The sequence below is a fragment of the Cereibacter ovatus genome, from assembly GCF_900207575.1.
Lineage (GTDB): Bacteria > Pseudomonadota > Alphaproteobacteria > Rhodobacterales > Rhodobacteraceae > Cereibacter_A > Cereibacter_A ovatus.
Genome location: NZ_OAOQ01000013.1, coordinates 17831 through 43412 on the forward strand (window position 1 = coordinate 17831; position 25582 = coordinate 43412).

At 65.4% G+C, this 25582-nt stretch carries 25 protein-coding genes; 18 read left to right on the forward strand and 7 right to left on the reverse strand.

Annotated features, from left to right (window positions below):
• On the reverse strand, nucleotides 1-783 hold the full coding sequence (gene rpiA / locus CRO07_RS12985) for a ribose-5-phosphate isomerase RpiA (protein WP_097031119.1): 783 nt from the start codon (nucleotides 781-783) through the stop codon (nucleotides 1-3).
• Nucleotides 784-967: 184 nt separating this feature from the next.
• Between rpiA and CRO07_RS12990 the strand changes: the two genes are divergently transcribed.
• Nucleotides 968-2347: an L-serine ammonia-lyase gene (locus tag CRO07_RS12990; RefSeq protein WP_097031120.1), complete on the forward strand. Its 1380-nt coding sequence runs from the start codon at nucleotides 968-970 to the stop codon at nucleotides 2345-2347.
• Nucleotides 2348-2519: 172 nt separating this feature from the next.
• On the forward strand, nucleotides 2520-3446 hold the full coding sequence (locus CRO07_RS12995; protein ID WP_097031121.1) for a DMT family transporter: 927 nt from the start codon (nucleotides 2520-2522) through the stop codon (nucleotides 3444-3446).
• Here the strand turns inward: CRO07_RS12995 and CRO07_RS13000 are convergent.
• Nucleotides 3385-4086 carry a thiamine diphosphokinase gene (locus CRO07_RS13000; RefSeq protein ID WP_097031122.1) on the reverse strand — a complete coding sequence of 234 codons (702 nt, stop codon included), beginning with the start codon at nucleotides 4084-4086 and terminating at the stop codon, nucleotides 3385-3387. The two genes, CRO07_RS12995 and CRO07_RS13000, sit on opposite strands and share 62 nt — an antisense overlap.
• Nucleotides 4087-4221: 135 nt before the next feature.
• Here CRO07_RS13000 and CRO07_RS13005 point away from each other — a divergent pair, with 135 nt between their 5' ends.
• Entirely contained in the window at nucleotides 4222-5838 is a 1617-nt protein-coding gene (locus CRO07_RS13005; RefSeq protein ID WP_097031123.1) for a hypothetical protein, read from the forward strand.
• Nucleotides 5839-6083: 245 nt separating this feature from the next.
• On the opposite strand, the gene CRO07_RS13010 is transcribed toward CRO07_RS13005, so the two are convergent.
• Entirely contained in the window at nucleotides 6084-6341 is a 258-nt protein-coding gene (locus CRO07_RS13010) for a DUF2842 domain-containing protein (protein WP_097031124.1), read from the reverse strand.
• A 43-nt stretch (nucleotides 6342-6384) separates the two neighbouring features.
• Nucleotides 6385-7677, reverse strand: coding sequence for an adenylosuccinate synthase (locus CRO07_RS13015; protein ID WP_097031125.1), 1293 nt, complete (start codon nucleotides 7675-7677; stop codon nucleotides 6385-6387).
• 158 nt (nucleotides 7678-7835) lie between these two features.
• Here CRO07_RS13015 and secG point away from each other — a divergent pair, with 158 nt between their 5' ends.
• From secG to CRO07_RS13090, 15 genes are all read left to right on the forward strand, one after another.
• Nucleotides 7836-8423, forward strand: a complete 588-nt coding sequence (gene secG / locus CRO07_RS13020) for a preprotein translocase subunit SecG (RefSeq protein ID WP_097031126.1) — start codon at nucleotides 7836-7838, stop codon at nucleotides 8421-8423.
• Between the two features lie 165 nt (nucleotides 8424-8588).
• On the forward strand, nucleotides 8589-10232 hold the full coding sequence (locus CRO07_RS13025) for a CTP synthase (protein WP_097031127.1): 1644 nt from the start codon (nucleotides 8589-8591) through the stop codon (nucleotides 10230-10232).
• Between the two features lie 111 nt (nucleotides 10233-10343).
• Complete coding sequence (locus tag CRO07_RS13030; protein ID WP_097031128.1) at nucleotides 10344-11147, forward strand: glycosyl transferase; 804 nt, start codon at nucleotides 10344-10346, stop codon at nucleotides 11145-11147.
• Nucleotides 11147-11935, forward strand: coding sequence for a 23S rRNA (adenine(2030)-N(6))-methyltransferase RlmJ (locus CRO07_RS13035; protein ID WP_097031129.1), 789 nt, complete (start codon nucleotides 11147-11149; stop codon nucleotides 11933-11935). The genes CRO07_RS13030 and CRO07_RS13035 overlap by 1 nt, the downstream gene beginning before the upstream one ends.
• Entirely contained in the window at nucleotides 11932-12225 is a 294-nt protein-coding gene (locus CRO07_RS13040; protein WP_097031130.1) for a DUF1330 domain-containing protein, read from the forward strand. Before CRO07_RS13035 ends, CRO07_RS13040 begins: the two co-directional genes overlap by 4 nt.
• Before the next feature lie 49 nt (nucleotides 12226-12274).
• Nucleotides 12275-12712, forward strand: a complete 438-nt coding sequence (locus CRO07_RS13045; RefSeq protein ID WP_097031131.1) for a tellurite resistance TerB family protein — start codon at nucleotides 12275-12277, stop codon at nucleotides 12710-12712.
• A gap of 125 nt (nucleotides 12713-12837) precedes the next feature.
• Complete coding sequence (locus CRO07_RS13050; RefSeq protein ID WP_097031132.1) at nucleotides 12838-13635, forward strand: ABC transporter ATP-binding protein; 798 nt, start codon at nucleotides 12838-12840, stop codon at nucleotides 13633-13635.
• Between the two features lie 35 nt (nucleotides 13636-13670).
• On the forward strand, nucleotides 13671-14399 hold the full coding sequence (locus CRO07_RS13055; RefSeq protein WP_097031133.1) for a transporter substrate-binding domain-containing protein: 729 nt from the start codon (nucleotides 13671-13673) through the stop codon (nucleotides 14397-14399).
• A gap of 40 nt (nucleotides 14400-14439) precedes the next feature.
• On the forward strand, nucleotides 14440-15321 hold the full coding sequence (locus CRO07_RS13060) for an ABC transporter permease (RefSeq protein WP_097031134.1): 882 nt from the start codon (nucleotides 14440-14442) through the stop codon (nucleotides 15319-15321).
• On the forward strand, nucleotides 15318-16145 hold the full coding sequence (locus CRO07_RS13065; protein ID WP_097031135.1) for an ABC transporter permease: 828 nt from the start codon (nucleotides 15318-15320) through the stop codon (nucleotides 16143-16145). Before CRO07_RS13060 ends, CRO07_RS13065 begins: the two co-directional genes overlap by 4 nt.
• 3 nt (nucleotides 16146-16148) lie before the next feature.
• Nucleotides 16149-17486 (forward strand): glutamine synthetase family protein, encoded by a 1338-nt coding sequence (locus CRO07_RS13070; RefSeq protein WP_097031187.1) that lies wholly within the window; start codon nucleotides 16149-16151, stop codon nucleotides 17484-17486.
• A gap of 59 nt (nucleotides 17487-17545) precedes the next feature.
• Nucleotides 17546-18223 (forward strand): type 1 glutamine amidotransferase, encoded by a 678-nt coding sequence (locus CRO07_RS13075; protein WP_097031136.1) that lies wholly within the window; start codon nucleotides 17546-17548, stop codon nucleotides 18221-18223.
• Between the two features lies 1 nt (nucleotide 18224).
• On the forward strand, nucleotides 18225-19580 hold the full coding sequence (locus CRO07_RS13080; RefSeq protein ID WP_097031137.1) for a glutamine synthetase family protein: 1356 nt from the start codon (nucleotides 18225-18227) through the stop codon (nucleotides 19578-19580).
• Nucleotides 19577-20878: an NAD(P)/FAD-dependent oxidoreductase gene (locus CRO07_RS13085; RefSeq protein WP_097031138.1), complete on the forward strand. Its 1302-nt coding sequence runs from the start codon at nucleotides 19577-19579 to the stop codon at nucleotides 20876-20878. Before CRO07_RS13080 ends, CRO07_RS13085 begins: the two co-directional genes overlap by 4 nt.
• Before the next feature lie 151 nt (nucleotides 20879-21029).
• A complete protein-coding gene (locus CRO07_RS13090; RefSeq protein WP_097031139.1) occupies nucleotides 21030-22397 on the forward strand; it encodes an aminotransferase in 1368 nt (455 codons plus the stop codon).
• Between the two features lie 42 nt (nucleotides 22398-22439).
• On the opposite strand, the gene phaR is transcribed toward CRO07_RS13090, so the two are convergent.
• The 3 genes from phaR to phaC all read right to left on the reverse strand — a co-directional run bounded on the left by phaR (nucleotide 22440) and on the right by phaC (nucleotide 25536).
• On the reverse strand, nucleotides 22440-22994 hold the full coding sequence (gene phaR / locus CRO07_RS13095) for a polyhydroxyalkanoate synthesis repressor PhaR (protein WP_097031140.1): 555 nt from the start codon (nucleotides 22992-22994) through the stop codon (nucleotides 22440-22442).
• A gap of 132 nt (nucleotides 22995-23126) precedes the next feature.
• Nucleotides 23127-23576, reverse strand: a complete 450-nt coding sequence (locus CRO07_RS13100) for a Phasin (RefSeq protein ID WP_097031141.1) — start codon at nucleotides 23574-23576, stop codon at nucleotides 23127-23129.
• A 154-nt stretch (nucleotides 23577-23730) separates the two neighbouring features.
• Nucleotides 23731-25536: a class I poly(R)-hydroxyalkanoic acid synthase gene (phaC, locus tag CRO07_RS13105; protein WP_097031142.1), complete on the reverse strand. Its 1806-nt coding sequence runs from the start codon at nucleotides 25534-25536 to the stop codon at nucleotides 23731-23733.
• Between the last annotated feature and the right edge of the window lie 46 nt (nucleotides 25537-25582).

Consider the following 25582-nt stretch of genomic DNA (forward strand, 5'->3'; position numbering starts at 1 on the left):
TCAGTTCCCCGGATCGGCAAAGATGTTGCGGACAAGCCCCGGATCGACGCGGCCTTCCTGCACCCCTTCCAGATCGCGCACCGTCACCCGCCCGTCGGCATGGCCCACCACCACCGCGTCGCAGATGTCGATGAACAACCCGTTCTCGACCACACCGGGGATCTGGTTCAGCATCATCGCCAACTGGCGCGGATTGCCGATCCGCTTCAGATGCAGATCAAGGATGTGGTTCTTTTCGTCCGTCAACAGCGGTGCATCGCCCGACTTGCGCAGCGTGACCGCACGGGCATCGACATCCATGCCGGCCAGCATCTCCTCGATCAGCGCCTGCGTGGTCTGCCAGCCAAAGGGGATCACTTCGACCGGCAGGGGAAAGGCACCCAGCCGGGCCACCTCTTTCGCGGCATCCGCGATCACCACCATCCGGTCCGAGGCCGAAGCCACGATCTTTTCCTGCAAAAGCGCGGCCCCCCCGCCCTTGATCAGGTTCAACTCGGCGTCGAATTCGTCGGCGCCGTCGATGGTCAGATCCAGCCAGCCCGCCTGTTCCAGCGATGCCACCGGCACGCCCAGATCGCGCGCAAGCTCGGCCGTGCGGGTCGAGGTCGGAACGCCGGTCACCCGCAGCCCTTCGGCGCGGATACGCTCGGCCAGACAGCGCACCATCCACGCCGCGGTCGAGCCGGTGCCCAGCCCCAGCTTCATGCCGTCTTCCACAAAATCCACCGCACGCCGCGCGGCCACGAATTTCGCCATGTCGATGGGGGAAAGTTCTGCGGGCATCCTGTCTCTCCGGTCCGGGTTCCCCGGTTATAGGCAAGGAGCGCGAGGGGTGCGAGAGGAAAGCAACCCGCACCGGCCGTGGCACCCTCGTGGCGCGAATGACCGCACGAGGTCGCTTTCGGCCCTGTCCGCGGCGGCCTGTCGCACCTACAGTCAGCAGACAGCCCGCACCAGAGGTCAGCCGATGTTCCTTTCCGTCTTCGACATCTTCAAGGTCGGCGTCGGCCCGTCCTCGTCGCATACGATGGGGCCGATGGTGGCGGCGGCCCGCTTTCTTGACCGGCTGCGCGCCAGCCCGTTCCATGCCCATGGCGTTGCCGCCTCGCTGCACGGCAGCCTGGCCTTCACCGGCGTGGGCCATGCAACCGACCGCGCCACCATCCTCGGCCTCGCCGGGTTCGACCCCGCCAGCTACGACGCAAGCCGCGCCGACGACGTGCTGGCCAGGATCCACACGCAAAAGGTGATCGAGCCGCCCGGCCTTGGCCCGCTGCGCTTCGACCCCGACAAGGATCTGCGCTTCGACTATGGCCCGCCGCTGCCGGGCCACGCCAACGGCATGAAGATCTTCGCCACCGACGCACAGGGCGACGTGCTGCTGGCCGAAACCTATTACTCGGTCGGCGGAGGCTTCGTGCTGACCGAAGCGGAACTGACCGAAAGCCGCGCCGACCGGCCGAAATCCGGCCCCGCCGTCCCGTTCCCGTTCGAAACCGCCCAGCAAATGCTGGGCATGGCCGAAGCCTCGGGGCTGTCCATCGCGCAGATGAAGCGGGCGAACGAACTTTCCCTGCGCCCCGCAACCGAGCTTGACGCAGGAATGGCCCGAATCTGGCAGGTGATGACCGACTGCATCAACCGCGGCATGGCGACCGGCGGAACACTTCCGGGCGGACTGCATGTCCGCCGCCGCGCAAAAGGCATCCACGAGGCGCTGATGGCCGAACGCGGCCTGAACATGACCGCGCCCCACACGATCAACGACTGGATGAGCCTTTACGCCATGGCGGTGAACGAGGAAAACGCCGCCGGCGGACAGGTGGTGACCGCCCCCACCAACGGCGCGGCCGGCGTGGTGCCCGCGGTGATCCGCTACTGGCTTGATCATGTCCCCGGCGCCTCACCGTCCCGACTGGGCGATTTCCTGCTGACCGCCGCCGCCATCGGCGGGCTGGTCAAACACAACGCCTCGATCTCGGGCGCGGAATGCGGCTGCCAGGCCGAGGTCGGCTCGGCCGCCGCCATGGCCGCCGCAGGGCTCGCCGCCGTCCTCGGCGGCACCCCCGCCCAGGTCGAGAACGCCGCCGAAATCGCGCTGGAACATCACCTCGGCATGACCTGCGACCCGGTCCGGGGCCTTGTCCAGGTGCCCTGCATCGAACGGAACGGCCTTGGCGCGATCAAGGCGGTCTCGGCCGCCAGCCTCGCCCTGCGCGGCGACGGCGAACACCTCGTCAGCCTCGACGTCTGCATCGAAACCATGCGCCAGACCGGCCGCGACATGCACGAGAAATACAAGGAAACCTCACTCGGCGGCCTCGCCGTCAACGTCCCGAACTGCTGACCGCTCCCCCCTTCATTCTGGCCCAAATATCCCGGGGGTCCGGGGGCAGCGCCCCCGGCGCCGGCAACCAGCACCCCGCTGCCACATCAGGCGGTCCGGTCCGCCCCCGACGTCGGCCACCGAAACCACCACCCCACTGGACGCCCCCCACCGCGCAGGCTACCGCTTTGCCATGACCCAGCCTCCTGACCGCATCCTTCCCGGCGTCGCGCTGATGATCGCCTTCTGCATCCTCGCGCCGCTTCTCGATGTCTGTGCCAAACTGGCCTCGGCCACGCTTCCCGTGGGCCAGATCACCGGCGCGCGGTTTCTGGTGCAGGCGGTGCTGATGCTGCCGGTGGTGCTGGTCCTGCGCCCCGACTGGCGGATGTCGCCGCGCATGGCGGGGCTTGTGGCCATCCGCGCGCTGTTCCTGATCCTGTCGACCTACAGCTTCGTTGCGGCCATCACCGTGATGCCGATCGCCGATGCGCTGGCCATCGCCTTTGTGGAACCCTTCATCCTGCTGATCCTTGGCCGGATCCTGTTCGGAGACGAGGTCGGCCCGCGCCGGATCGGGGCCAGCCTTGTCGGCTTCGGCGGCGCGCTGATGGTGATCCAGCCCTCGCTTGCGGCCTTCGGGCTCGTGGCACTCTGGCCGCTGGGCACCGCCTTCTTCTTCGCCTTCTACATGCTGGTCACGCGGCAGATGTCGCGCGGGATGCATCCCGTGACCATGCAGCTTCACACCGCGCTGGCGGGGGTGCTGATGATGCTGCCCGTGCTGCTTATGGCCGAGGCGCTGGCGATCCCGACGCTGGATCCGGTGATGCCTTCGGGCGTCGCATGGCTCTGGCTGTTCGGCGTGGGCTTCTGGGCCTCGGCCAGCCACATCTGCATGACCTATGCGCTGAAATTCGCGCCATCAGCGACGCTTGCCCCGCTGCATTACCTTGAAATCGTGGCCGCCGTGGGCCTTGGCTTTGCGGTGTTCGGCGATTTCCCCAACCCGATGACATGGGCCGGCATCGCCACCATCGTGGCCTCGGGTCTCTATATCATCCACCGCGAGAGGATCTCGGCCCGCGCCGCCCGGACCAGCCCGGCACCAGCGCGCTAAGCGCCGCATCCAGCCGCCGCCGCGGCAGGATCACCAGCATCCCCGGCGTGTCGAACGTCAGCCGCACCTCGGGCGCGGTCACCTCGTTCGAGGTGCCGATCCGCGCATCGGGCGCAAAGTCCATGCCCGCGATCGGCCAGCGCAGTCCCTCGCTTTCGCCCCGCACCGCGCCCAGCGGAAACAGCGAGAACCGCTCGCCCACCGCCAGCCGCAAGGTCAGTTCGGCGGGGGCGGCAAACACCACATCCTGCGGGCCCAGCAGCAGGCAGGGCAGCCCGGCCCGCCGCACCAGCACGTTCATCACCGCAAGTCCGTGGTCGATCCGCGCCCCCGCCCCCCCCAGCGCCAGCACGAACGGCGCGTGGATGTTGCGCAGGCATTTGTCGAAATCGGTGGTTTCCTGTTCGGGCAGGTGGTGAATGCGCCCCGCCAGTGCCTGCCGCCCGGCAGCAGACAGCGAATCCATGTCGCCGATCACCGCATCGGGGGCAAAGCCCAGCCGCAGCGCACTGTCGGCCCCGCCATCCGCCGCCACCAGCCGCGGCGCCCGCGCCAGCGCCAGCCGAAGGTCGCGCCGCGTCACCGGCCCGCCAGCCAGAAGGGTGACCCCTTCGCAAGATTGGACAATCGGATGATTCATCTGGATACTGTATTTTAGGAGATTTGCCGTTATGCCTGCGCGTGGCCACAATCAATCCTTCAAATCACCCGACTTTGTCCGTCTACAGGGTCAGGGCTCGGGGGCAGCCGAAGGTTCGAAGGGAGCGACCGTTCGATGAACGGGGGAAGCAAGATCCTCACGGTTAGCTATGGCGCCTTTTCCTGCACGCTGGAGGGGTTTGACGACCCGTTCGCGGCGATGAAGGCGATTGCCGAGTATTTCCGGGATCTTGCCGCCGAAGACCGCCTTTTCGGCGCCGAGCCGCCGCAACCCGACCCCGATCAGCTTCACCGCATCGCCGAGGCCGCGCTGAACCAGCGGGTCGAGGCTCGCCCGGGGAATGGCACGGTGATTCTGCGCGCCGCCGCCGATCCGGCCAAGGGTGACGGCCGCGCCGAACAGCCCGCGACGCAAGAACCCGTTCCAGCGCAGACGCCCCCCGCCGCGTGGATCGATCCCGCTGCGACCGAAGGGGCCACGCATGGCCCTGACCTTGTCTCGCCGCCCGACCGGCCGGCGCCGATCTTCGGCGAACCCGCCGCAGACAAGGCGGCGCTTGCGGTTGCCCGTGCGCTGGCCACGCCCGCGTCCGATACGCCCGGCCCTGACAGTCATTCGACGCCGGACAGTCGGCCGCAGACCCTGACGCCACCCGCCGCGATTGCCTCCGACGTTCTGCCCGAAGATGTCCGCGACACCCCAGCCGACCTGCGTCCAGAGGATGCGACCGACACCGCAGCCGACTGGATGCCCGAAGACACCGCCGGCGACCTGTCGGACGCCGAGGAAGCCGCCCTTCTAGCCGCACTCGAAGCCCCCGACGAAACCGCCGCCCCCCACCCGGCCGATGATGCGGGGCTGCGGGCACTGATCGCACGGGCACAAGCCGAACAAACGGCCGAGGATGCCTGCGAGCTGTCCGAACGTCTGGAACGCGCCCGCGCCCGCGTGGTGCGCATCAAGCCCGAAGACGCCCCCGGTGCCGGCGGCGCCCCGGCCCGGCGACCCGACGGCACCGCCAGCCGCCAGCTTGCCGAAGCCACCAGCGAAGATGCGGTGGAACGCATCCTTGACAAGGCCTCGTCCGAGATGCGGGCGCCGGAAAGCCGCCGCCGCATGTCGGCGCTGGCGCATCTGAAAGCCGCCGTCGCCGCCACCGTGGCCGAGCGTCTGTCGGGCGGGAACAACCATGATGGCGCAGCGGCCCGCCTTGGCGCCTACCGCGACGACCTTGCCCGCGTCGTGCGCCCCGGCACCGGCGCCGAACGGACGGCGCCACTGATGCTGGTGTCGGAACAGCGCATCGACCGGCCACAGGCCGATGTCGCGCCGCCGCCCGCGGCCATGGTCGCTGCGCCCGAGGATGAAGACGAGGACGACGACGATCCCGAAGATGGCGCCCCGATTGCCGAACCCGGGGCCTTTTCGGCCTTCGTGCGCCGCCTTGGCAGTCAGGATCTGCCCGAACTGATCGAGGCCGCCGCTGCCTTTTCGGAACTGGTGGAAGGGCGGCCGCATGTCACACGGCCGCATCTGATGCGCTATGTCGCCTGTGTAGCACCCGAGGGCACGTTCAGCCGCGAAGCAGCGATGCGCAGCTTTGGCATCCTGCTGCGCGAAGGCCGGCTGGAAAAGGTCCGCCGCGGGCAGTTCGCCCTCGCCCAGGGAACCGAGACTCGGGCCACCGCTCTGCGCATGCTGGGTGCAAGCCGCACGCGCCCGATGGCGTGACAAGACAGGCGCAGGCGGCAGCGCCGTTCAACCCGGGGCAGCGCCGTTTCCCAAGGGGCGAAGACGCGGGCGCTGTGTATAGCGGATGCCGGCCGCACGCGCCCGAATGGCGTGACAGAACGGGCGCACAGGCGGCAGCGCCATTCAGCCCGGAGAGGCGCCGTTTCCCAAGGGGCGAAGACGCGGGCGCTGTGAATTTGGCACGCGCCCGCCGGACTGGAAAAAGGCAGGTGCCGGTCGGGGGGTCAGCGCGGAGGAGTGTCGCCCCTTTGGCTGACGGCATCGGGCTTCTGCTCGGGGTCGGGCTGGCCGACCCCGATGAAGATGGGCTTCATCGGCAGAATCCACAGGAAGCCAAGCCCGACATAGACCAGCAGTTCCAGCCAGAACGGCGGCCGGTCGAACAGGTTGACCACCGTCACCGCCACAACGACATAAAGCGGCATGCCGACAAGCAGCACCAATAGCGACAGCCGCCTGCGGGTCTTGTAGCCAAGCGCCATGTGCCTTCCTCCTGCGAAGACGCCCAAGGGGGCGATGCGGGCCTCAGTCCTCGAACGGATCGGTGACAAGGATGGTATCGTCGCGCTCGGGCGAGGTCGACAGCAGCGCCACGGGGCACTGGATCAGCTCCTCGATCCGGCGGACATATTTCACCGCGGCGCCCGGAAGGTCGGCCCAGCTGCGCGCACCGGCGGTGCTTTCCTGCCAGCCCTCCATCTCCTCGTAGATCGGGGTGCAACGCGCCTGCTGGTCGGCCGCGAAGGGCAGATGGTCCAGCCGTTCGCCATCCAGATCGTAGCCGACGCAGATCTTCAGCGTCTCGAACCCGTCCAGAACATCGAGCTTGGTCAGCGCGATCCCCGACACGCCACTGGTGGCGCAGGTCTGGCGCACCAGAACCGCATCGAACCAGCCACAGCGGCGTTTGCGCCCGGTGACGGTGCCGAATTCGCGGCCCCGCTCGCCCAGACGCTCGCCGTCGGCGTCCTTCAGTTCGGCCGGGAACGGGCCTTCACCGACGCGGGTGGTATAGGCCTTGACGATCCCCAGCACGAAGCCGATGGCGCCCGGCCCGATGCCGGTGCCGGTCGCGGCCTGCCCGGCGATCACGTTCGACGAGGTGACAAAGGGATAAGTGCCAAAGTCGATATCCAGCAGCGCCCCCTGCGCGCCTTCGAACAGGATGCGCTTTCCGGCCTTGCGCATCTCGTTCATCACCTTCCACACCGGCTTGGCGTAGGGCAGAACCTTCGGCGCGATCTCGCGCAGCTGGGCCAGAAGCGCCTCGCGGTCGATGGGATCGATGCCCAGGCCACGGCGCAGCGCGTCATGGTGCATCATCAGCCGGTCCACCCGCAGCGCAAGCGTTGCCTCGTCGGCCAGATCGGCCACGCGGATCGCGCGCCGGCCAACCTTGTCCTCATAGGCGGGGCCGATGCCGCGGCCCGTGGTGCCGATCTTGGCCACCGAATTCTGCTGTTCGCGGGCGCGATCCAGTTCCCCGTGCAGAGGCAGGATCAGCACCGCGTTTTCGGCCACCATCAGGTTTTCCGGGCCGATCTCGACGCCATCGGCGCGCAGCTTGGCGATTTCCTCGACCAGATGCCACGGGTCCAGCACCACGCCATTGCCGATCACGGACAGCTTGCCCGGCCGCACGATCCCCGAGGGCAGCAGCGACAGTTTGTAGACCTTGCCATCGATCACCAGCGTATGGCCCGCGTTGTGCCCGCCCTGAAAGCGCGCGATCACGTCGGCCCGCTCTGAAAGCCAATCGACGATCTTGCCCTTCCCCTCGTCGCCCCACTGGGCGCCTACGACGACGACGTTGGCCATGTCCGTTCCTTACGCTGGATTCAACCTTGCGCTCTATATAGCCCCGCCTGCCGGGACGGAACCGCAAATTCGCACCCCAAGACTGCGGCGCCGAAGGGCTTGCGGCGGCGGACGCATGGGCCTAGATAGGCGCGTCAGCATCTGAAGGCCTCGTCCGCATGGAAAATGTCGTTCTCATCGTCCACCTGATCCTTGCGCTGCTGCTTATCGGGGTAGTGCTGCTTCAGCGGTCGGAAGGCGGCGGCCTTGGGATGGGCGGTGGCGGCGCGATGGCCGGCCGGCAGCCCGCCAATGCGATGACCAAGCTGACGTGGCTGTTCGCGATCGCCTTCATCGGCACCTCGATCGCGCTGACGATCTTTGCCGCACGCAACTCGCATGGGACTTCGGTGGTGGACCAGTTCGGCGGTTCGGCCCCGCAACAGGCGCCCGCTGCGCCCGAAACGCCGCTGGGTGGCGACCTGCTGCCGCCGGCGCCGGTCAACGCACCGCTGACCCCGCCGCGCGCTGACGAGGGCGAGCCCGCAGTGCCGGCCCCTGTGGCGCCCGAAGCGCCCGTCACCCCCGAAGCGGTCGAACCGTCTGCCGTTGAACCGGCACCGGCCGAAGTGCAGCCCGCCCCGGCACAGGAACAGGCGCCGGCCCCCGCGGCCGAAGCCCCGGCAGATCCGACCGAATCCGCCCCGGCCGAAGGCGTGGTGCCGTCGATCACCTATCCGCCGGCCGTCGGCGGCGCTGCGAACTAACGCCCCACAATCCTTTGAGCGGCCCTGCAACCTGACGACAGCATCTAGCTGCCGCCCGGTTGCCTGAAGCCTTGCGATAGGCTATATCCCGAACCCCGTGATGGTGGGATTCGGGGCAGCCGATCGCACCCCCTTTAAACGACAGGTCACGGGAGATTCCACCGCATGGCACGCTACGTCTTCATCACTGGCGGGGTGGTCTCTTCGCTTGGCAAGGGGCTTGCCTCGGCCGCACTTGGGGCGCTGTTGCAGGCCCGCGGCTTTTCGGTTCGGCTGCGCAAACTCGATCCCTATCTGAACGTCGATCCGGGAACGATGTCGCCCTTCGAACATGGCGAGGTGTTCGTCACCGATGACGGCGCCGAAACCGATCTGGACCTTGGCCATTACGAACGCTTTACCGGGGTTTCGGCGCGCAAGACCGATTCCGTCTCGTCCGGGCGGATCTATTCCAACGTGCTGGAAAAGGAACGCCGCGGCGACTATCTGGGCAAGACCATTCAGGTCATTCCGCATGTCACGAATGAAATCAAGGACTTCCTGACGATCGGCGAAGACGAGGTCGACTTCATGCTGTGCGAGATCGGCGGCACGGTCGGCGATATCGAGGGCCTGCCCTTCTTCGAGGCGATCCGCCAGTTCGCGCAGGACAAGCCCCGCGGCCAGTGCATCTTCGTGCATCTGACGCTGCTGCCCTATGTCTCGGCCTCGCACGAGTTGAAGACGAAGCCCACGCAACACTCGGTCAAGGAGCTGCGCTCGATCGGGATTGCGCCGGACGTGCTGCTGCTGCGGTCGGAACATCCGATCCCGGAAAAGGAACGCGAAAAGATTGCGCTGTTCTGCAACGTGCGCAAAGAGGCGGTGATCGCCGCCTATGACCTGAAGACGATCTACGAGGCGCCGCTGGCCTATCACCGCGAAGGTTTCGATCAGGCGGTGCTGGATGCCTTCGGGATCTCGCCCGCGCCCAAACCGAACCTTGACCGCTGGACCGATGTGATGGACCGGCTGGAAAACGCCGAGGGCGAGGTTCGGGTGGCCATCGTCGGGAAATACACCCAGCTGGAAGACGCCTACAAATCCATCGCCGAGGCACTGACCCATGGCGGGATGGCGAACCGGACCCGCGTCAGGGCCGAATGGATCAATGCCGAACTGTTCGAGCGCGAAGACCCAAGCCCGTTCCTGGAGGGCTTCCACGCCATCCTTGTCCCCGGCGGCTTTGGCGAACGTGGCACCGAAGGCAAGATCCGCGCGGCGAAATACGCGCGCGAAAAGGGCATCCCCTATCTGGGCATCTGCCTGGGGATGCAGATGGCGGTGATCGAGGCCGCGCGCAATCTTGCCCATGTCTCCGACGCAGGGTCCGAGGAATTCGACCACGAAATCGGCAAGAAGCGGTTCACTCCGGTGGTCTATCACCTGAAGGAATGGATCCAGGGCAACCATCTGGTCGCGCGCAAGCATGACGACGACAAGGGCGGCACCATGCGTCTGGGCGCCTATACCGCGGCGTTGAAGCCCGGATCGCGCGTGGCGCAGATCTATGGCGCAACCGAGATCGAGGAACGCCACCGTCACCGCTACGAGGTGGACGTGCGCTATCGCGAGGCGCTGGAAGACTGCGGGCTGACCTTTTCGGGGATGAGCCCGGACGGCCGCCTGCCCGAGATCGTCGAGATCAAGGACCATCCGTGGTTCATCGGCGTGCAGTTCCACCCGGAACTGAAGTCGAAACCCTTTGCGCCCCATCCGCTGTTTGCCGATTTCGTCCGCGCCGCGGTCGATGTTTCGCGGTTGGTCTGACCTTCGGGCCGGCATGACCTGAAGGCCGCGCCGCCCCCTTCCCGCTTGTGCGGGCGGCCTTTCCCTTGGCGGCCTTGCCGTGCTACCCCGCTTGGGGAACAGAGGTGTCGGATGATCAAGCAGGTGATCTGCATCAACTGGGGAACGAAATACGGGCCCCGGTTCATTAACCGGCTTTACGGGATGGTGGCGCGCAACATAACGCCGCCCTTCAGCTTCACCTGTTTCACGGACACTGCCGAAGGCGTTCGCCCCGAGGTGGACTGCCAGCCCCTGCCTGTGCTGGACGTGGCGATGCCCACGAACACCAAGGGCATCTGGCCCAAGGCGCGGCTGTGGGGCAAGACGCTGGGCACGCTGTCCGGGCCGGTCCTGTTTCTGGATCTCGATCTGGTCATCACCGGCAACATCGACGATTTCTTCACCTATGGCGATCCCGACCGTGTGATCCTGGCGCGCAACCCCGCGAAACCGTTCGAGAGGTTGGGCCAGACGTCGGTTTTCCGGTTTCCGGTGGGAAAGCTGCTGCCGCTTCAGCAGAAGTTCATCGCCGATCCGCAGGGCGTGGCCGACGAATACGGCTTCGAACAGCGTTTCGTGACCCGCAACGCCCCGGGCGGGATCGACCTGTTCCCGCGGGCCTGGGTGCGCCATTTCCGCTATCAGTGCCTGCCGGTGTTTCCGCTGAACCTGATTCTGACGGCGCGTCTTCCCACCGATGCGCGGATCGTGATCTTCCCCGGCGGCCTTCATCCTGAACATGCGATCAAGGGCGGCTGGTCCGGGCGCGAGGGCTGGAGCCTTGCCCAGCATCTTGCCGGGCTGCGCCGCGTGCCGCGGCACGGCACACGCTGGCGCTATCTGCGCCATTTCATGCGGCCCGTCCCCTGGGTCGCAGACGCCTGGCACGAGTGATGCTGTCCTATCAACATATCTACCACGCGGGCAATCTGGCCGATGTTCACAAGCACGCGCTGCTGTGCGCGATGCTGGATTACATGGTGCAGAAGCCGAAACCGCTGACCTATATCGAAACCCACGCCGGCCGCGGGCTTTACGATCTGACCGCGCCCGAAGCGGTCAAGACCGGCGAAGCGGCGCAGGGGATCGCAGCCGTCGAGGCGCGGCTTCCGGCCGATCATCCTTATCGGCGGCTTCTGGCGCAGGAACGCGCACTGCGGGGGCCGAACGCCTATCCCGGCTCGCCGCTGCTGGCCGCGCTGTCGCTGCGCGACGGCGACGTGATGCATCTGGCGGAACTGCACCCGCAGGAATTCCGGGCGCTGGCCGAGGTGATGGCCCCCTGGGGCGCGCATCTGCGGGCCGAGGACGGCTTTCGCGCCGCCCTTGCGCTGACCCCGCCCACCCCGCGCCGCGGGCTGATGCTGATCGACCCGAGCTATGAGGTGAAGGCCGATTACGACGCGATCCCGAAACACATGGCCACGATCCATCGCAAATGGAACGTGGGCACGCTGGCGCTGTGGTATCCGCTGCTGCCGGGCGGGCTGCACCGGCCGATGGTCGCGGCGCTGACGCAGACCTTCCCCGACGCGCTGTGTCACGAGGTCCGCTTTCCCCCCGCCCGCGAGGGGCATGGGCTGATCGGCTCGGGGATGTTCATCGTCAACCCGCCCTGGGGAACCGAGGCGGAGGCCACCCGGCTGACCACGCTTTTCGCAGGACTTGGGGGGCCGCAATGACCAAGGGCTACTGGATCGGCCATATCGACGTGCAGGATGCGGCGGCCTATGACGCCTATCGTCAGGCCAATGCCCCGGCCTTTGCCCGATATGGCGGGCGCTTTCTGGTGCGGGGCGGCGCGCAGCGCGTGGTCGAGGGCCAGTTGCGCGCCCGTGCGGTGGTGATCGAGTTTCCCAGCCTGGACGCCGCCCTTGCCTGCTATGACAGCCCGGACTATCAACGGGCGCTGGCGCTGCGCTTGCCGGTCTCGGTGGCCGATCTGGCCATCGTCGAGGGCTGGGGCGGCTGAACCCCGCCCGGCCGTTGGCATCCCCGCGCGGCTGCCTTATATCGGACGCATGTTTGAAAACCTGCTGCGCCGTCTGACGGCCCCCGCCCCCGACCGCCTGCCCGAACCCGACGCGGATCTTGCGCTGGCGGCGCTTCTGGTGCGCGTGGCCCGCGCCGATGGCCATTATGACCCGGCCGAGATCGCACGGATCGACCGGGTTCTGGCCCGCCGCCGCGGCCTGACGCCAGCCGATGCCGTGGCGCTGCGACAACAGGCCGAGACGCTGGAAGCCGAGGCCCCCGATACCGTGCGCTTCACCCGCGCCCTGAAAGAGGCCGTCCCGGTCGAGGATCGCTTTGCGCTGATGCAGGCGCTGTGGGCGGTGGCGCTGGCCGATGGCAGCCGCGACGATGGCGAGGATCAGGTGCTGCGTCTGGTGGCGAACCTGCTTGGGCTGACCGATCAGGAGTCGGCCATGGCCCGCCGCCGGGCCGAGGTCGGCTAAGCCCGCCCGAACGACCGGCGCAGCCTGCCGGATAGGCCAAGGAACCCCACGTCCCGGCAGATGAACCTTGCCTTGCGCCCGGTTTTGCGCCCTACTCGACCGTCCTGGACAATGAGCAAGCCGACGTGACCGCCCGAACCGAAGATCAACCCCGGACGAACGCCGCCCCCGTCATCGAGATTCGCGACCTCCACAAAAGCTATGGCAGCCTAGAGGTGCTGAAGGGCGTCGATCTGGTGGCGCCGCGCGGTCATGTGGTATCGCTGATCGGCTCGTCCGGGTCGGGCAAATCCACGCTGCTGCGATGCTGTAACCTGCTGGAAGACAGCCAGCAGGGCGAGATCCTGTTCGAGGGCGAAGCCGTGCGCTGGAAGGGCGAGGGCATGGCCCGCCACCCCGCCGACCGCGCGCAGGTGATCCGCATCCGAACCAACCTGTCGATGGTGTTCCAGCAGTTCAACCTGTGGTCGCATCTGACGATTCTGCAAAACGTGATGGAGGCGCCGGTCACGGTGCTGGGCCGCCCCCGCGCCGAGGTCGAAGCCGCGGCCCGGCGCTATCTGGACAAGGTGGGCATCGGCGACAAATGCGATGCCTATCCCGCGCAGCTTTCAGGTGGCCAGCAGCAGCGCGCCGCCATCGCCCGCGCGCTGTGCATGGAACCCCGCGCGCTGCTGTTTGACGAACCGACCTCGGCGCTGGACCCCGAACTGGAACAAGAGGTGGTGCGCGTCATCAAGGCCTTGGCCGAAGAAGGCCGCACCATGCTGCTTGTCACCCATGACATGCGGATGGCGGCGGATCTGTCCGATCACGTCGTCTTTCTGCATCAGGGCAGGATCGAGGAACAGGGCCCGCCCGACCGGCTGTTCGGCGCCCCGCAGACCGACCGTCTGCGCCAGTTCCTGTCCGTCACTGCCTGACCAGACATCAATAACAAACCGACTGGGAGAACCTGATGAAAAAGCTGATCCTGACCACCGCGGTTCTTGCGCTGGCTGCCGGGACCGCATGGGCGCAGCAGACCGTGCGCATGGGAACCGAGGGCGCCTACCCTCCCTACAACTTCATCGACAACGCCACCGGCGAGGTCGCAGGCTTCGAGCGTGAACTGGGCGACGAGTTGTGCAAGCGCGCCGAACTGACCTGCACCTGGGTCCAGAACGAATGGGACAGCATCATCCCCAACCTTCAGTCCGGCAACTATGACACGATCATGGCCGGGATGAGCATCACCGACGAACGCAAGGAAGTGATTGACTTCACCCAGAACTACTATCCGCCGACCGCCTCGGCCTATGCGGCGATAACGGCGGATGCCGATATCAAGGGCGGCGTGGTGGCGGCCCAGATTGGCACGATCCAGGCCAGCCACGTCGCAGAATCGGGCGCCACGCTGCTGGAATTCGCCACCGGCGACGAGGCCGTGGCCGCGGTGCGCAACGGCGAGGCCGATGCGGTCTTTGCCGACAAGGATTTCCTTGTGCCCTTCGTGACCGAATCGAACGGCGAGTTCAGCTTCATCGGCGACGATATCCCCCTTGGTGGCGGCATCGGCATGGGCGTGCGCAAAAGCGACACCGAGATGAAGGCCAAGTTCGACGCCGCCATCCAGTCGATGAAGGATGACGGCACGCTGAACACGCTGCTGAAGAAGTGGTTCGGCGAAGAAACCCTGACCTTCTGATCGAAAGGAAGGGGGGCCGTCGCGCCCCCCTTGCCACCGCATGTTTGCAAGTTGCGCCGATCCCGCATCGCTTCACGGCCTGAACTGGCTGATCTGCTACCTCACCTCGGGGTCGCATATCGCCTTTTACTGGTCCTTCGTCACGGTGCTGGTGCTGCTGGCGGTGACTGCGCCCACGGCGCTGGCCTTCGGCTTTGCCGGGGCGGTGGCGGCGCGCTCGCCGGTCTGGCCGCTGTCGCTGCTGGGGCGGACCTATACGGCGATGGTCCGCGGCATTCCCGACATCGTGTTCTTCCTGTTCTTCGTGATCGCGCTGGATCAGGGCATCGAATGGGTCGTGCATCAGATGCGCTGCCCCGACTGGACCGAGCCGGTCCGGCAGGGCCTTGAATTCCGCGTCTGCCCCGAGGCAAAGATGCCCAGCGGCAACGCCGCGCAGATCTGGCACCAGATCTATGGCTTCTTTCTGGCGGTGATGACCTTTGCGCTGGTGTTCGGCGCCTTCGTGTCGAACGTGCTGACCGGGGCCATGGCCGCGGTGCCGCGGGCCCAGCTTGAAACCGCCGAAAGCTATGGCATGACACAAGGACAGGTGTTCCGTCGTATCCTTGTGCCGCAGATGTGGATCTATGCGCTGCCGGGGCTGTCGAACCTGTGGATGATCCTGATCAAGGCCACGCCGCTGCTGTTCCTGCTGGGCGTGCAGGATATCGTGTTCTGGGCACGGGAACTGGGCGGCACCAAGACCTCGCTTTATGCCTTTCCGCACCCCGACTGGCGGCTGTGGTACTTCCTGTTCCTGCTTGTCTTCTACCTTGCCATGACGCGCGTCTCTGAGATCGTGCTGGGCCGGCTGACCCGCCGGCTGAGTTTCGGTCAGGCCACCGCGGCCGGCGAGGCGCAGCGAAAGGCCGCCGCATGACCTGCTGGAACACCATCGGCGATTATGCCTTCCGTTCGCTGGGCTATGGCGAACGGCTGCTGCCAAGAACCGACTTCACGATCTGTCAGCAGTTCACGCTGATCGGATCGGGGATGATCTGGAACATCTATTTCGGGGTTCTGGCGCTGGCGACGGGCTTCTTTCTGGCCAATGCGCTGGCGATGGCGCGGGCCGCGCGTTCGCCCGTTCTGCGCAAACCCGCCGACTGGTTCATCTTCGTCTTTCGCGGCTCGCCCTTGTTCATCCAGTTCTTTCTGGCCTACGAGACGCTGGTGATGCTGCCACGGGCGGGGATCGACGTCCTTGGGATCACGGTCGAGACGGCATGGCTGACCAAGGCATGGGCCGGCGCGCTGATCGTGCTGTTTCTGAACACCGCCGCCTATTCGGCCGAGATCTTCCACGGTGCGCTGATGGCGATCCCGAAGGGCGATCTGGAAGCCGCCGACGCCTATGGCTTTTCCGGCTGGAAGAAGTTCCGCCGCATCCAGTGGCCGACCATGCTGCGCCTTGCCTGGCCTGCCTATACCAACGAGGCGATCTTTCTGTTTCACGCCACCACGCTGGTGTTCTTCTCTGGTTTTCCGGCGTTTCAGCAGCGTGGCGACGCGCTTTATTACGCGAAATATTTCGCGGACAAGACCTTCAACCCCTTCGTGCCTTACCCCATCGTGGCCTTCTATTTCATCTGCCTCACGCTTCTTGTGATCTGGCTGTTCGGGCTGATGAACCGAAGGCTGAACCGCCATCTGCCGGCCAATGTCCGGCCGCGGATCAGGGTCAGGCCGCAGCTCATCAGGTGAATGATGAAAGACTGGCTAAGAAAACACCCCCAGGTCCGCACGATCCGCGTGGCGGCGGTGGATCTGAACGGGCAGGCACGCGGCAAGCGCATCCCGGCGCGCTTTGCCGACAAGGTGGTAAAGGACGGCACGCGGTTTCCGTTCTCGGTGCTGAATCTGGACATCTGGGGCGAGGATATCGACGACAGCCCGCTGGTGTTCGAACAGGGCGACGCCGACGGCATCCTGCGCCCGACCGAACGCGGCTTCATGCCGATGCCCTGGCTTGAGGCGCCGACCGCGCTCTTGCCGATCTGGATGTTCCGCGAGGATGGCCGCCCCTACGAGGGCGACCCCCGCCACGCACTGCGCGCGGTGGTTGACCGCTACAAGGCCCGCGGCCTGACCCCGGTCGTCGCGGTCGAGCTGGAGTTCTTCCTGATCGACGACAGCGGCAAGACGCTTCAGGTGCCGCTGTCGCCGCGATCGGGCAAGCGCAGAAAGGCGGCCGAGACGCTGTCGATCCGGGCACTGGATGCCTTCGACACCTTCTTCACCGACCTTTACGACGCCTGCGAGGCGATGGACATTCCCGCCGATACCGCCACCTCGGAAACCGGCCTTGGCCAGTTCGAGGTCAACCTGATGCATTGCGACGACGCGCTTCGCGCCGCCGATGATGCCTGGCTGTTCAAGCTGCTGGTCAAGGGGCTGGCCCGCCGGCACGGGTTCGCCGCCAGCTTCATGGCCAAGCCCTACCCGGAATATTCCGGCTCGGGGCTGCATATGCATTTCTCGGTGCTGGACCCGCAAGGCCGCAACGTGTTCGACAGCGGCGGCCCCAAGGGCACCGCGATGATGCGCCACGCGGTGGCGGGCTGCCTGAACGCGATGCACGATTCAACGCTGATCTTCGCGCCGCATGCCAACAGCTATGAACGGCTGGTGCCGGGGATGCATGCGCCGACCGCGATTTCGTGGGGATACGAAAACCGCACCACCGCCGTCCGCATCCCTGCCGGCAACCCCGCGGCGCGCCGGATCGAACACCGTGTCGCGGGCGGCGACGTGAACCCCTATCTGCTGGTGGCCTCGATCCTTGGTGCCGCGCTGACCGGGATCGAGGACGCCGAGGAACCGCCGCCCGCCATCATGGGCAATGCCTATGCGCTGGAAGATCTGCCACAGATCCCGCCGAATTGGGATGCCGCAATCGACGCGTTCGAGAAATCGGCGGTCCTGCCGCGCATCCTGCCGCGCGAACTGATCCGCAACTATGTGCTGACCAAGCGGCAGGAACGCCACTACATTGCGGAACTCTCGCCCGAGGAACAGGTCGAGCTTTACCTTGATACGGTCTGAGCCCTTGCCGCCCGTCCATCTCGGGATTACCTTCGTCGTCTGACAATTTCGGACAATTCATGCTGATCGGCATCCTGCAAACGGGCCACGCGCCCGATGTCCTCTCCGCGACGATGGGGGACTATCCCGACATGTTCCGCCACCTGTTCCAAGGTCAGGACTTCACCTTCCGCGACTATGCCGTGGTGGACATGAAGTTTCCCGCCGCGGTCGACGACTGCGACGGCTGGCTTCTGACCGGCTCGCGCCATGGTGCCTATGAGGATCACCCCTTCATCCCGCCGCTGGAGGATTTCATCCGCCGCGCCCATGGGGCCGGGGTGCCGATGGTGGGGATCTGCTTCGGCCACCAGATCATCGCACAGGCATTGGGCGGCCGCGTGGAACGGTTCGGCGAAGGTTGGGCCGTCGGCCCGACCGCCTATGATTTTGACGGCGAAACCGTGGTGTTGAACGCGTGGCATCGCGATCAGGTGACACAGGTGCCCGACGGCGCGCAGGTGGTCGCCCGCAACGATTTTTGCGCCAATGCCGCGCTGCTTTACGGCGACCGGGCCTTCACGGTGCAGGCCCACCCCGAATTCAGCGATGCCTTCATCGACGGTCTGATGCGCACCCGCGGCAAGGGTGTCGTTCCGGATGACCGGATGGCGGCGGCGCAGGCGCGGCTGGGCCGGGGCAACGATGCCGGACGTCTTGCCCGGCGGATTTCCGATTTCTTCAGACAGGCACGCTGACATGTCCGACTGGACCGACAAACTCCCCGAGGCCGCGCGCAATTACATCGGGAACCGCCGGATGGACGAGGTCGAATGCATCGTCTCGGACATCGCCGGCGTTGCCCGCGGCAAGGCGATGCCGGCGGCGAAATTCGGCAAGCAGACCAGCTTTTTCCTGCCGAACTCGATCTTTCTGCAAACCATCACCGGCGAATGGGCCGACAATCCGTCCGGCGCCTTTACCGAACCCGACATGATCCTGCTGCCGGATTTCTCGACCGCGACGGCCGCGCCATGGACGGCGGATGTGACGTTGCAGGTGATCCATGACGCGGTGGACCAGCAGGGCCGCCCGATCCCCAGCGCGCCGCGCAACGTGCTGAAGCGCGTGGTCGAGCTTTACAACGCCGCAGGCTGGACCCCCATCGTCGCCCCCGAGATGGAATTCTTCCTTGTCGCGCGCAACATCGATCCGAACATGCCGATCATCCCGCCGATGGGCCGATCGGGTCGCCGCGCCGCGGCCAAACAGGCCTATTCGATGTCGGCCGTGGATGAATACGGCAAGGTCATCGACGACATCTACGACTTTGCCGAGGCGCAGGGCTTCGAGATCGACGGCATCCTGCAAGAAGGCGGCGCCGGTCAGGTCGAGATCAACCTTGCCCATGGCGATCCGGTGGCGCTGGCCGATCAGATCTTCTTCTTCAAGCGGCTGATCCGCGAGGCGGCACTGCGCCACGATTGCTTTGCCACCTTCATGGCCAAGCCCATCGAAGGCGAGCCCGGCTCGGCCATGCATATCCATCATTCGGTGGTAGAGACCGCGACGGGCCAGAACATCTTTTCGGATGCGCAAGGCGGCGAGACCGAGGCGTTCCTGCATTTCATCGCCGGAATGCAGACCCACCTGCCCGGCGCGGTGGCGCTGCTGGCGCCTTACGTCAACAGCTATCGCCGCTATGTCCCCGACTTCGCGGCGCCGATCAATCTGGAATGGGGCCGCGACAACCGCACCACCGGACTGCGGGTGCCGATCTCGGGGCCCGAGGCGCGTCGGCTGGAAAATCGGCTGGCGGGGATGGACTGCAACCCCTACCTCGGGCTGGCCGCATCGCTGGCCTGCGGCTATCTGGGCCTGAAGGAACGGAAGATGCCACGCCCGGAATGCACCGGCGACGCCTATATGTCCGAGACCGACCTGCCCTACAATCTGGGCGATGCGCTGGACCTGCTGGAAGAGAACGCGGCGCTGCGCGACGTGCTGGGGCCAGAGTTCTGCGGCGTCTACGATTCAGTAAAGCGCAACGAATACAAAGAGTTCCTTCAGGTCATCAGCCCATGGGAACGCGAACATCTGCTTTTGAACGTATGAACCTGCTTTATGCCAACGACCGGCCGGGGGAATATCCGCGGTCGTATTATGCCGCGACCGCGACCGATCTGGCCGCCTTTCCCACGCTTCAGGGCGAGGTCCGGGCCGATGTCTGCGTCATCGGTGCCGGCTATACCGGGCTTTCGGCGGCGCTGCATCTGGCAGAGCGCGGCTATTCGGTGGCGCTGCTGGAAGCACATCGGGTGGGCTTTGGCGCCTCGGGGCGCAATGGCGGACAGGTGGGGTCGGGCCAGCGGCTGGAACAGGACGAGCTGGAACGGATGGTCGGGCGCGACGATGCCCGCAAGCTGTGGGATCTGTCGGAAGAGGCGAAGGCGCTGGTCCGCGGCCTGATCGACCGCCACGCGATGCCGGTCACCTTTCATCCCGGCATCGTCCATGCCTGCCGCACCAAGGCCGAGGTCGCCCATGCCCACACCAACGCCGAAAAACTTTCCCGCGGCTATGGCTATGACCAGATTCAGCCGCTTGATCGCGACGCGATCCGCGCCCTGATCGGGTCCAGCGCCTATCTGGGCGGCGATCTGGATCAGGGCGCAGGCCATCTGCATCCGCTGAATTTCGCCATCGGCCTCGCCCGGGCCTGTGCCGCGGCGGGGGTGCGGATTTTCGAGACCAGCCCCGCGACCGCAGTCTTGCCGGGGCCTTCGTCCGTGGTGCGAACCGCGGCAGGCCATGTGCGGGCCACCCATGTGATCCTGGCCGCGAACGGTTACCTTGGCGGGCTGGAGCCGAGGGTCGCGGCCAAGGTCATGCCGATCAACAATTTCATTCTGGCGACCGAGCCTCTGGGAAGCTTGGCGAAAAACATTCTCAGTCAGCCCGTGGCGGTGGCCGACACCCGGTTCGTGGTGAACTACTGGCGGCTGTCCGATGATGGCCGGCTGCTGTTCGGCGGCGGCGAAAGCTATGGCTATCGCTTTCCCGATATCGTCAGGACGGTGCGCAAGCCGATGCTCGAGGTCTATCCCCAGCTGCGCGACGTTCGGATCGATTACGCCTGGGGGGGTACGCTGGCGATCACCATGAACCGGATGCCCTGCTTTGTGCGGCTGGCGCCGAACATGTTTTCCGCTTCGGGCTATTCAGGGCATGGCGTGGCGCTGGCAACGCTGGCGGGTCGCCTGATGGCCGAGGCCATAGCGGGGCAAGCCGAACGGTTCGACCTGATGGCCAGCCTGCCGCAGCCGCGCTTTCCCGGCGGCACCGCACTGCGCTGGCCGATGCTGGTTCTGGCGATGACGTGGTTCTCGCTGCGCGACCGGCTGGGGATCTGACAGACGCGCGCAAGGATCTTCGCGCAAGGTGCCCCAGAACGGAAGGTTCTTCGGCCAAACACACCATCGGCGCGGGGATTGGCCGCAGCGGTTGAACCCTTCGGGGCGGCCGGCTAGCCTTGCGGTCAGAGGTCAGGAATGAGGATCAGACATGCGTGACGACGCGCCGAATTCATGGGAATCGCGGGCCGATGCCACATCGCTTTACGGCTTCACCGACCTGCCTTCGGTGCACCAGCGCGGGGCGGTGGTGCTGACCCACGGCAAGGGGCCCTATGTCTATGACGTGCACGGCCGGGCCTATCTGGATGCGAATTCGGGCCTTTGGAACATGGTGGCGGGCTTTGACCATCCCGGCCTGATCGAGGCAGCCAAGGCCCAGTATGAGCGTTTTCCCGGCTATCACGCCTTCTTTGGCCGGATGTCGGATCAAACGGTGATGCTGTCGGAAAAGCTGGTCGAGGTTTCGCCCTTCGACCGCGGGCGGGTGTTCTACACCAACTCGGGCTCTGAGGCGAACGACACGATGGTGAAGATCCTGTGGTTTCTCGGGATTGCCGAAGGCCAGCCGCAGAGGCGCAAGATCATCACCCGGGTGAACAGCTATCACGGGGTCACGGCGGTTTCGGCCTCGATGACGGGCAAGCCCTACAACGCGCTGTTCGGCCTGCCGCTGCCCGGCTTCATCCATGTCGGCTGCCCGCATTACTGGCGCTTCGGGCAGGCGGGCGAGACCGAAGACCAGTTCACCGCCCGGCTTGCGAAAGAGTTGGAGGCCACGATCATCAAGGAAGGCCCCGATACCATCGCCGGCTTCTTTGCCGAACCCGTGATGGGCGCGGGCGGGGTCATCCCGCCGTCGAAAGGCTATTTCCAGGCCATCGCCCCGGTGCTGAAACGCTATGGCATCCCGCTGATCGCGGACGAGGTCATCTGCGGCTTTGGGCGCACGGGCATGACCTGGGGCTGCCAGACCTACGATTTCATGCCCGATGCGATCATCAGTTCGAAAAACATTACCGCCGGCTTCTTCCCGATGGGGGCGATCATCCTTGGGCCAGAGTTGTCCGACCGCGTGCAGGCGGCAGCCGAGGCGGTCGAGGAATTTCCCCACGGCTTCACCGCCAGCGGCCACCCGGTCGGCTGCGCCATCGCGCTGAAGGCCATCGACGTGGTGATGAACGAGGGCCTGGCCGAAAATGTACAGCGCCTGACGCCGAAGTTCGAAGCCGGGCTGGCTTACCTTGCCGATAACCCCAACATCGGTGAATGGCGTGGCAAGGGGCTGATGGGCGCCCTGGAAGCGGTGAAGGACAAGGCCAGCAAGACCCCCTTCCCCGGAGATCTGTCGGTGTCGGAACGCATTGCCAACACCTGCACCGATCACGGGCTGATCTGCCGCCCTCTGGGTCAGTCGATCGTGCTGTGCCCGCCGTTCATCATGACGGATGCTCAGATGGACGAGATGTTCGAAAAGCTGGGTGCCGCGCTGAAAAAGGTTTTCGCAGAAGTCGCGTAACGCAGCCAAAGGCCCCGCGGATCGCCCGCGGGGCCGGTTCGGTCACAGCTTCGACAGCTTTTTTTGCAGATCGGCCAGTTGCTTGCGAATCTGCGCCAGTTCCTCGGCATTGCCAGACTCGGCGGGGGCGTCCTCTTTCGGGGCGGGGGTGGGCCAGGTTTGCAGCCCCATCATGGTCTTCAGGAACGCCTCTTGCTGCTTGCGCACGGCATCGAACCCCGGCATCCCGGCCATCGGGTTCGGCATCTGGGTCAGGTTTTCCATCATCTTGGTCTGGCCCGTGCGCAGCATGTCGAATGACGCAGCCAGAAACTGCGGCACAACCGACTGCACTTCGGTGGTATAGCTGCGCACCAGATCGGTCAGCACCGCCAAGGGCAACACGTTGTCCCCCTTGGATTCATGCTCGGCGATGATCTGAAGCAGGTATTGCCGGGTCAGGTCGTCGCCCGACTTCAGATCGATGATCTGAACCTCGCGCCCCGCGCGGATAAAGCCCGCGATATCTTCAAGCGTGACGTAATCGCTTGTCTCGGTGTTGTAGAGGCGCCGACTTGCGTAGCGTTTGATCAGCAACGGCTTGTCACTTTCGGCCATACCCACCCCGTCGGATTTTTCTGCACTTGCAGAGAAGTTTAGGGCACGGCCGGGCAAAAAGAAAGGGCGGGCTGAAAGCCCGCCCCCGCGCATCCGTCATGGGAGGATAAGCCGGACGCACGCACGTCCGGCTTACTTCGCCGGCGCGGTCGCCTTTTTCGCGGCCGTGGTGACATCGGCGGTGGCCTTTTTCACGGCGGCGGTCGCGTCATCCTGGATGTCCTTGCCGGCGGCCAGCATCAGCTCGACGGTTTCCATCTGCACCTTCTTCGCCACTTCGGCGAAGGCGGCCAGGTTCTCGGCGGCCATCTCGGCAGCGGCCGAAGCGAAATCGGTCGCGGCTTTGGTGTATTCGGTCGGCTCGGACTTGGCTTTCGCCAGGTCGCCGAATTTCGCGATCGTGTCCTTGGCCCATTTGGCGGTGATCTCGGTCGATTTCTCGGCCGCTTCAAGGGTCACTTTCGACATCTTCTCGGCCATCGCGGCCTGGGTCTTGAACGCGTTCTGCATCGCCGACGCATCGACCGGGAAGGCCGCCATCATGTCCTGCATCACTTTGGTGAAATCGGGGGTCTTGGTCATTGCCGTGTCTCCTGCGAGTCGGGCCCATGCCCGGTTTGTCCTGAGACAAGTATATAAATGCTGCGGCGTAGAAAATCAACGCTTATTCTGCACCGCAGCATTTGCCAGACCCCGCCGGGAAAGCCATTGCTTTCCAGATACTTGACCTGATTGCTCAGCCCGCGGGATTGGCCACCACATAGGTTCCAGGGGCCGGGGCGAGCACGGGATGCTTCGAATCGCCCGGAACGCGAGCCTTCACCCGCTGGCCGGAACGCGCCCCCAGCCACTCGGCCCAGCGCAGCCACCACGAGCCCTGATGATAGGCGGCGCCGTCGCGAAAGGCGTCGGCCGTGGTCATCGGCGAAGGGTTGACGTAGTGGCCATATTTGTTGCGGCTGGGCGGGTTCACGATGCCCGCGACATGGCCGGATTCGGACAGGATGAAGGTCTTGTCGGTGGACCCGAACTGCCGGATACCGTTGAAGCTGCTTTTCCACGGCGCGATGTGGTCCGTCTCGCAGGCAATGGCGCAGATCGGAAGCTTCACGTCCGACAGTCCCACCGGCTGCCCCAGAACCGGGAATGTCCCCTGTGCCAGCCGGTCCTGCTGGCACAGGCCGCGCAGGTATTCCACCGCCATCTGGGCCGGAAGGTTGGTGCCGTCGCCGTTCCAGTAGAGCAGGTCGAAGGCCGGCGGCGCCTCGCCCATCATGTAGCTTTTGATCGCCGGCTGATAGATCAGGTCGTTCGATCGCAGATAGCTGAAGGTCCGCGACATGAAGGTCTTGTCAAGGATGCCATCCACCGCGACCTGACGTTCGATCCCGTCCACGAAATCGTCATTCAGGAACACCCCCACCTCGCCCGGGTCGGAAAAGTCGGTCAGCGTGGTGAAGAACGTGGCCGAACGGACGGATTCGTCGCCCGCCTTCGCCAGATGCGCCAGCGTCAGCGTCAGCGTCGTGCCGGCGATGCAATAACCCACCGCGTTGATCTGCTTCTGTTTCGTGATCGAGCGGACCTCGGCCATCGCGCGCATGTAGCCTTCGCGGATATAGTCGTCCATCCCCACCCCGGCATAGGCCGCGCCGGGGTTGACCCAGCTGACGACGAACACCGTGAAGCCCTGATCCACCAGCCATTTCAGCAGCGAATTCTGCGGCTTCAGGTCAAGGATGTAGAACTTGTTGATCCATGGCGGAAAGATCAGCAGGGGCGTCTCATAGACCGTTTCGGTCGTGGGCTTGTACTGGATCAGCTCGAACATGCGGTTGCGATAGACCACAGAGCCTTCGGTGGTGGCCAGATTGTGGCCGACGTTGAAGGCATCGCGGTCGGCCAGCGTCACCAGCAGATCGCCATTGTTGGCCTCGATATCGCGAACCAGATTCTCCAGGCCCTGCACAAGGCTTTCGCCGTCGGTGGCGATCGCACGTTCCAGCGCATCGGGGTTGGTGCCGAAGAAATTGGTGGGCGAGAACATGTCCACGATCTGCCGCGAGAAATATTCCACGCGCTTCTTGTCGGCCGGATCGATATGCTGAAGGCCGTCGACAGCCTGCTGCACGGCCTCGGAGTTCATCATGTATTGCTGTTTCAAATAGTTGAAGAACGGATGGGTCTGCCACAGCGGGTTGTTGAAGCGCCGGTCGCTGGGCGTGGGATCGGGCGGCGCCTTCAGCTCGCCCTTGGCCAGCGCCTGCTGCGCCTCGACATAGTGTTTCAGGCTTTTGCCCCAGAAGTTGATCTGGTGTTCAAGAATCTTGGCTGGATTGTTCACCATCTCGGCCATGTAGGCGGTCATCGCCTTCAGGAACACATCGCCCGACGGCCCATGCAGCGCCGGATCGGACATCTTCCGGCGGCCCAGCGCGGCGGTCAGCCTCTTCGACAACTCGTCGATGCGCCCCAGATTCGCGTTCAGACGCTCCAACTGTGCGTCCCGCACGGAACCCGGTGCCTGCTCTTCGGTTGCCATATTGACTTCCCCCCTTTTTTCATGCTGCCATGCAGCATTGTGTTGC

What these genes read in the sequence shown, in the direction of transcription:
- CRO07_RS13080 (WP_097031137.1), top strand. Translation starts at nt 18,225, where the DNA reads ATGTCCGACTGGACCGACAAACTCCCCGAGGCCGCGCGCAATTACATC.
- CRO07_RS13000 (WP_097031122.1), bottom strand. Translation starts at nt 4,086, where the DNA reads ATGAATCATCCGATTGTCCAATCTTGCGAAGGGGTCACCCTTCTGGCT.
- CRO07_RS13075 (WP_097031136.1), top strand. Translation starts at nt 17,546, where the DNA reads ATGCTGATCGGCATCCTGCAAACGGGCCACGCGCCCGATGTCCTCTCC.
- CRO07_RS13090 (WP_097031139.1), top strand. Translation starts at nt 21,030, where the DNA reads ATGCGTGACGACGCGCCGAATTCATGGGAATCGCGGGCCGATGCCACA.
- CRO07_RS13070 (WP_097031187.1), top strand. Translation starts at nt 16,149, where the DNA reads ATGAAAGACTGGCTAAGAAAACACCCCCAGGTCCGCACGATCCGCGTG.
- CRO07_RS13060 (WP_097031134.1), top strand. Translation starts at nt 14,440, where the DNA reads ATGTTTGCAAGTTGCGCCGATCCCGCATCGCTTCACGGCCTGAACTGG.
- CRO07_RS13055 (WP_097031133.1), top strand. Translation starts at nt 13,671, where the DNA reads ATGAAAAAGCTGATCCTGACCACCGCGGTTCTTGCGCTGGCTGCCGGG.
- CRO07_RS13085 (WP_097031138.1), top strand. Translation starts at nt 19,577, where the DNA reads ATGAACCTGCTTTATGCCAACGACCGGCCGGGGGAATATCCGCGGTCG.
- CRO07_RS12995 (WP_097031121.1), top strand. Translation starts at nt 2,520, where the DNA reads ATGACCCAGCCTCCTGACCGCATCCTTCCCGGCGTCGCGCTGATGATC.
- CRO07_RS13045 (WP_097031131.1), top strand. Translation starts at nt 12,275, where the DNA reads ATGTTTGAAAACCTGCTGCGCCGTCTGACGGCCCCCGCCCCCGACCGC.
- rpiA (WP_097031119.1), bottom strand. Translation starts at nt 783, where the DNA reads ATGCCCGCAGAACTTTCCCCCATCGACATGGCGAAATTCGTGGCCGCG.
- phaR (WP_097031140.1), bottom strand. Translation starts at nt 22,994, where the DNA reads ATGGCCGAAAGTGACAAGCCGTTGCTGATCAAACGCTACGCAAGTCGG.
- CRO07_RS13010 (WP_097031124.1), bottom strand. Translation starts at nt 6,341, where the DNA reads ATGGCGCTTGGCTACAAGACCCGCAGGCGGCTGTCGCTATTGGTGCTG.
- CRO07_RS13030 (WP_097031128.1), top strand. Translation starts at nt 10,344, where the DNA reads ATGATCAAGCAGGTGATCTGCATCAACTGGGGAACGAAATACGGGCCC.
- CRO07_RS13040 (WP_097031130.1), top strand. Translation starts at nt 11,932, where the DNA reads ATGACCAAGGGCTACTGGATCGGCCATATCGACGTGCAGGATGCGGCG.
- CRO07_RS12990 (WP_097031120.1), top strand. Translation starts at nt 968, where the DNA reads ATGTTCCTTTCCGTCTTCGACATCTTCAAGGTCGGCGTCGGCCCGTCC.
- CRO07_RS13025 (WP_097031127.1), top strand. Translation starts at nt 8,589, where the DNA reads ATGGCACGCTACGTCTTCATCACTGGCGGGGTGGTCTCTTCGCTTGGC.
- phaC (WP_097031142.1), bottom strand. Translation starts at nt 25,536, where the DNA reads ATGGCAACCGAAGAGCAGGCACCGGGTTCCGTGCGGGACGCACAGTTG.
- CRO07_RS13065 (WP_097031135.1), top strand. Translation starts at nt 15,318, where the DNA reads ATGACCTGCTGGAACACCATCGGCGATTATGCCTTCCGTTCGCTGGGC.
- CRO07_RS13005 (WP_097031123.1), top strand. Translation starts at nt 4,222, where the DNA reads ATGAACGGGGGAAGCAAGATCCTCACGGTTAGCTATGGCGCCTTTTCC.
- CRO07_RS13015 (WP_097031125.1), bottom strand. Translation starts at nt 7,677, where the DNA reads ATGGCCAACGTCGTCGTCGTAGGCGCCCAGTGGGGCGACGAGGGGAAG.
- CRO07_RS13100 (WP_097031141.1), bottom strand. Translation starts at nt 23,576, where the DNA reads ATGACCAAGACCCCCGATTTCACCAAAGTGATGCAGGACATGATGGCG.
- CRO07_RS13035 (WP_097031129.1), top strand. Translation starts at nt 11,147, where the DNA reads ATGCTGTCCTATCAACATATCTACCACGCGGGCAATCTGGCCGATGTT.
- secG (WP_097031126.1), top strand. Translation starts at nt 7,836, where the DNA reads ATGGAAAATGTCGTTCTCATCGTCCACCTGATCCTTGCGCTGCTGCTT.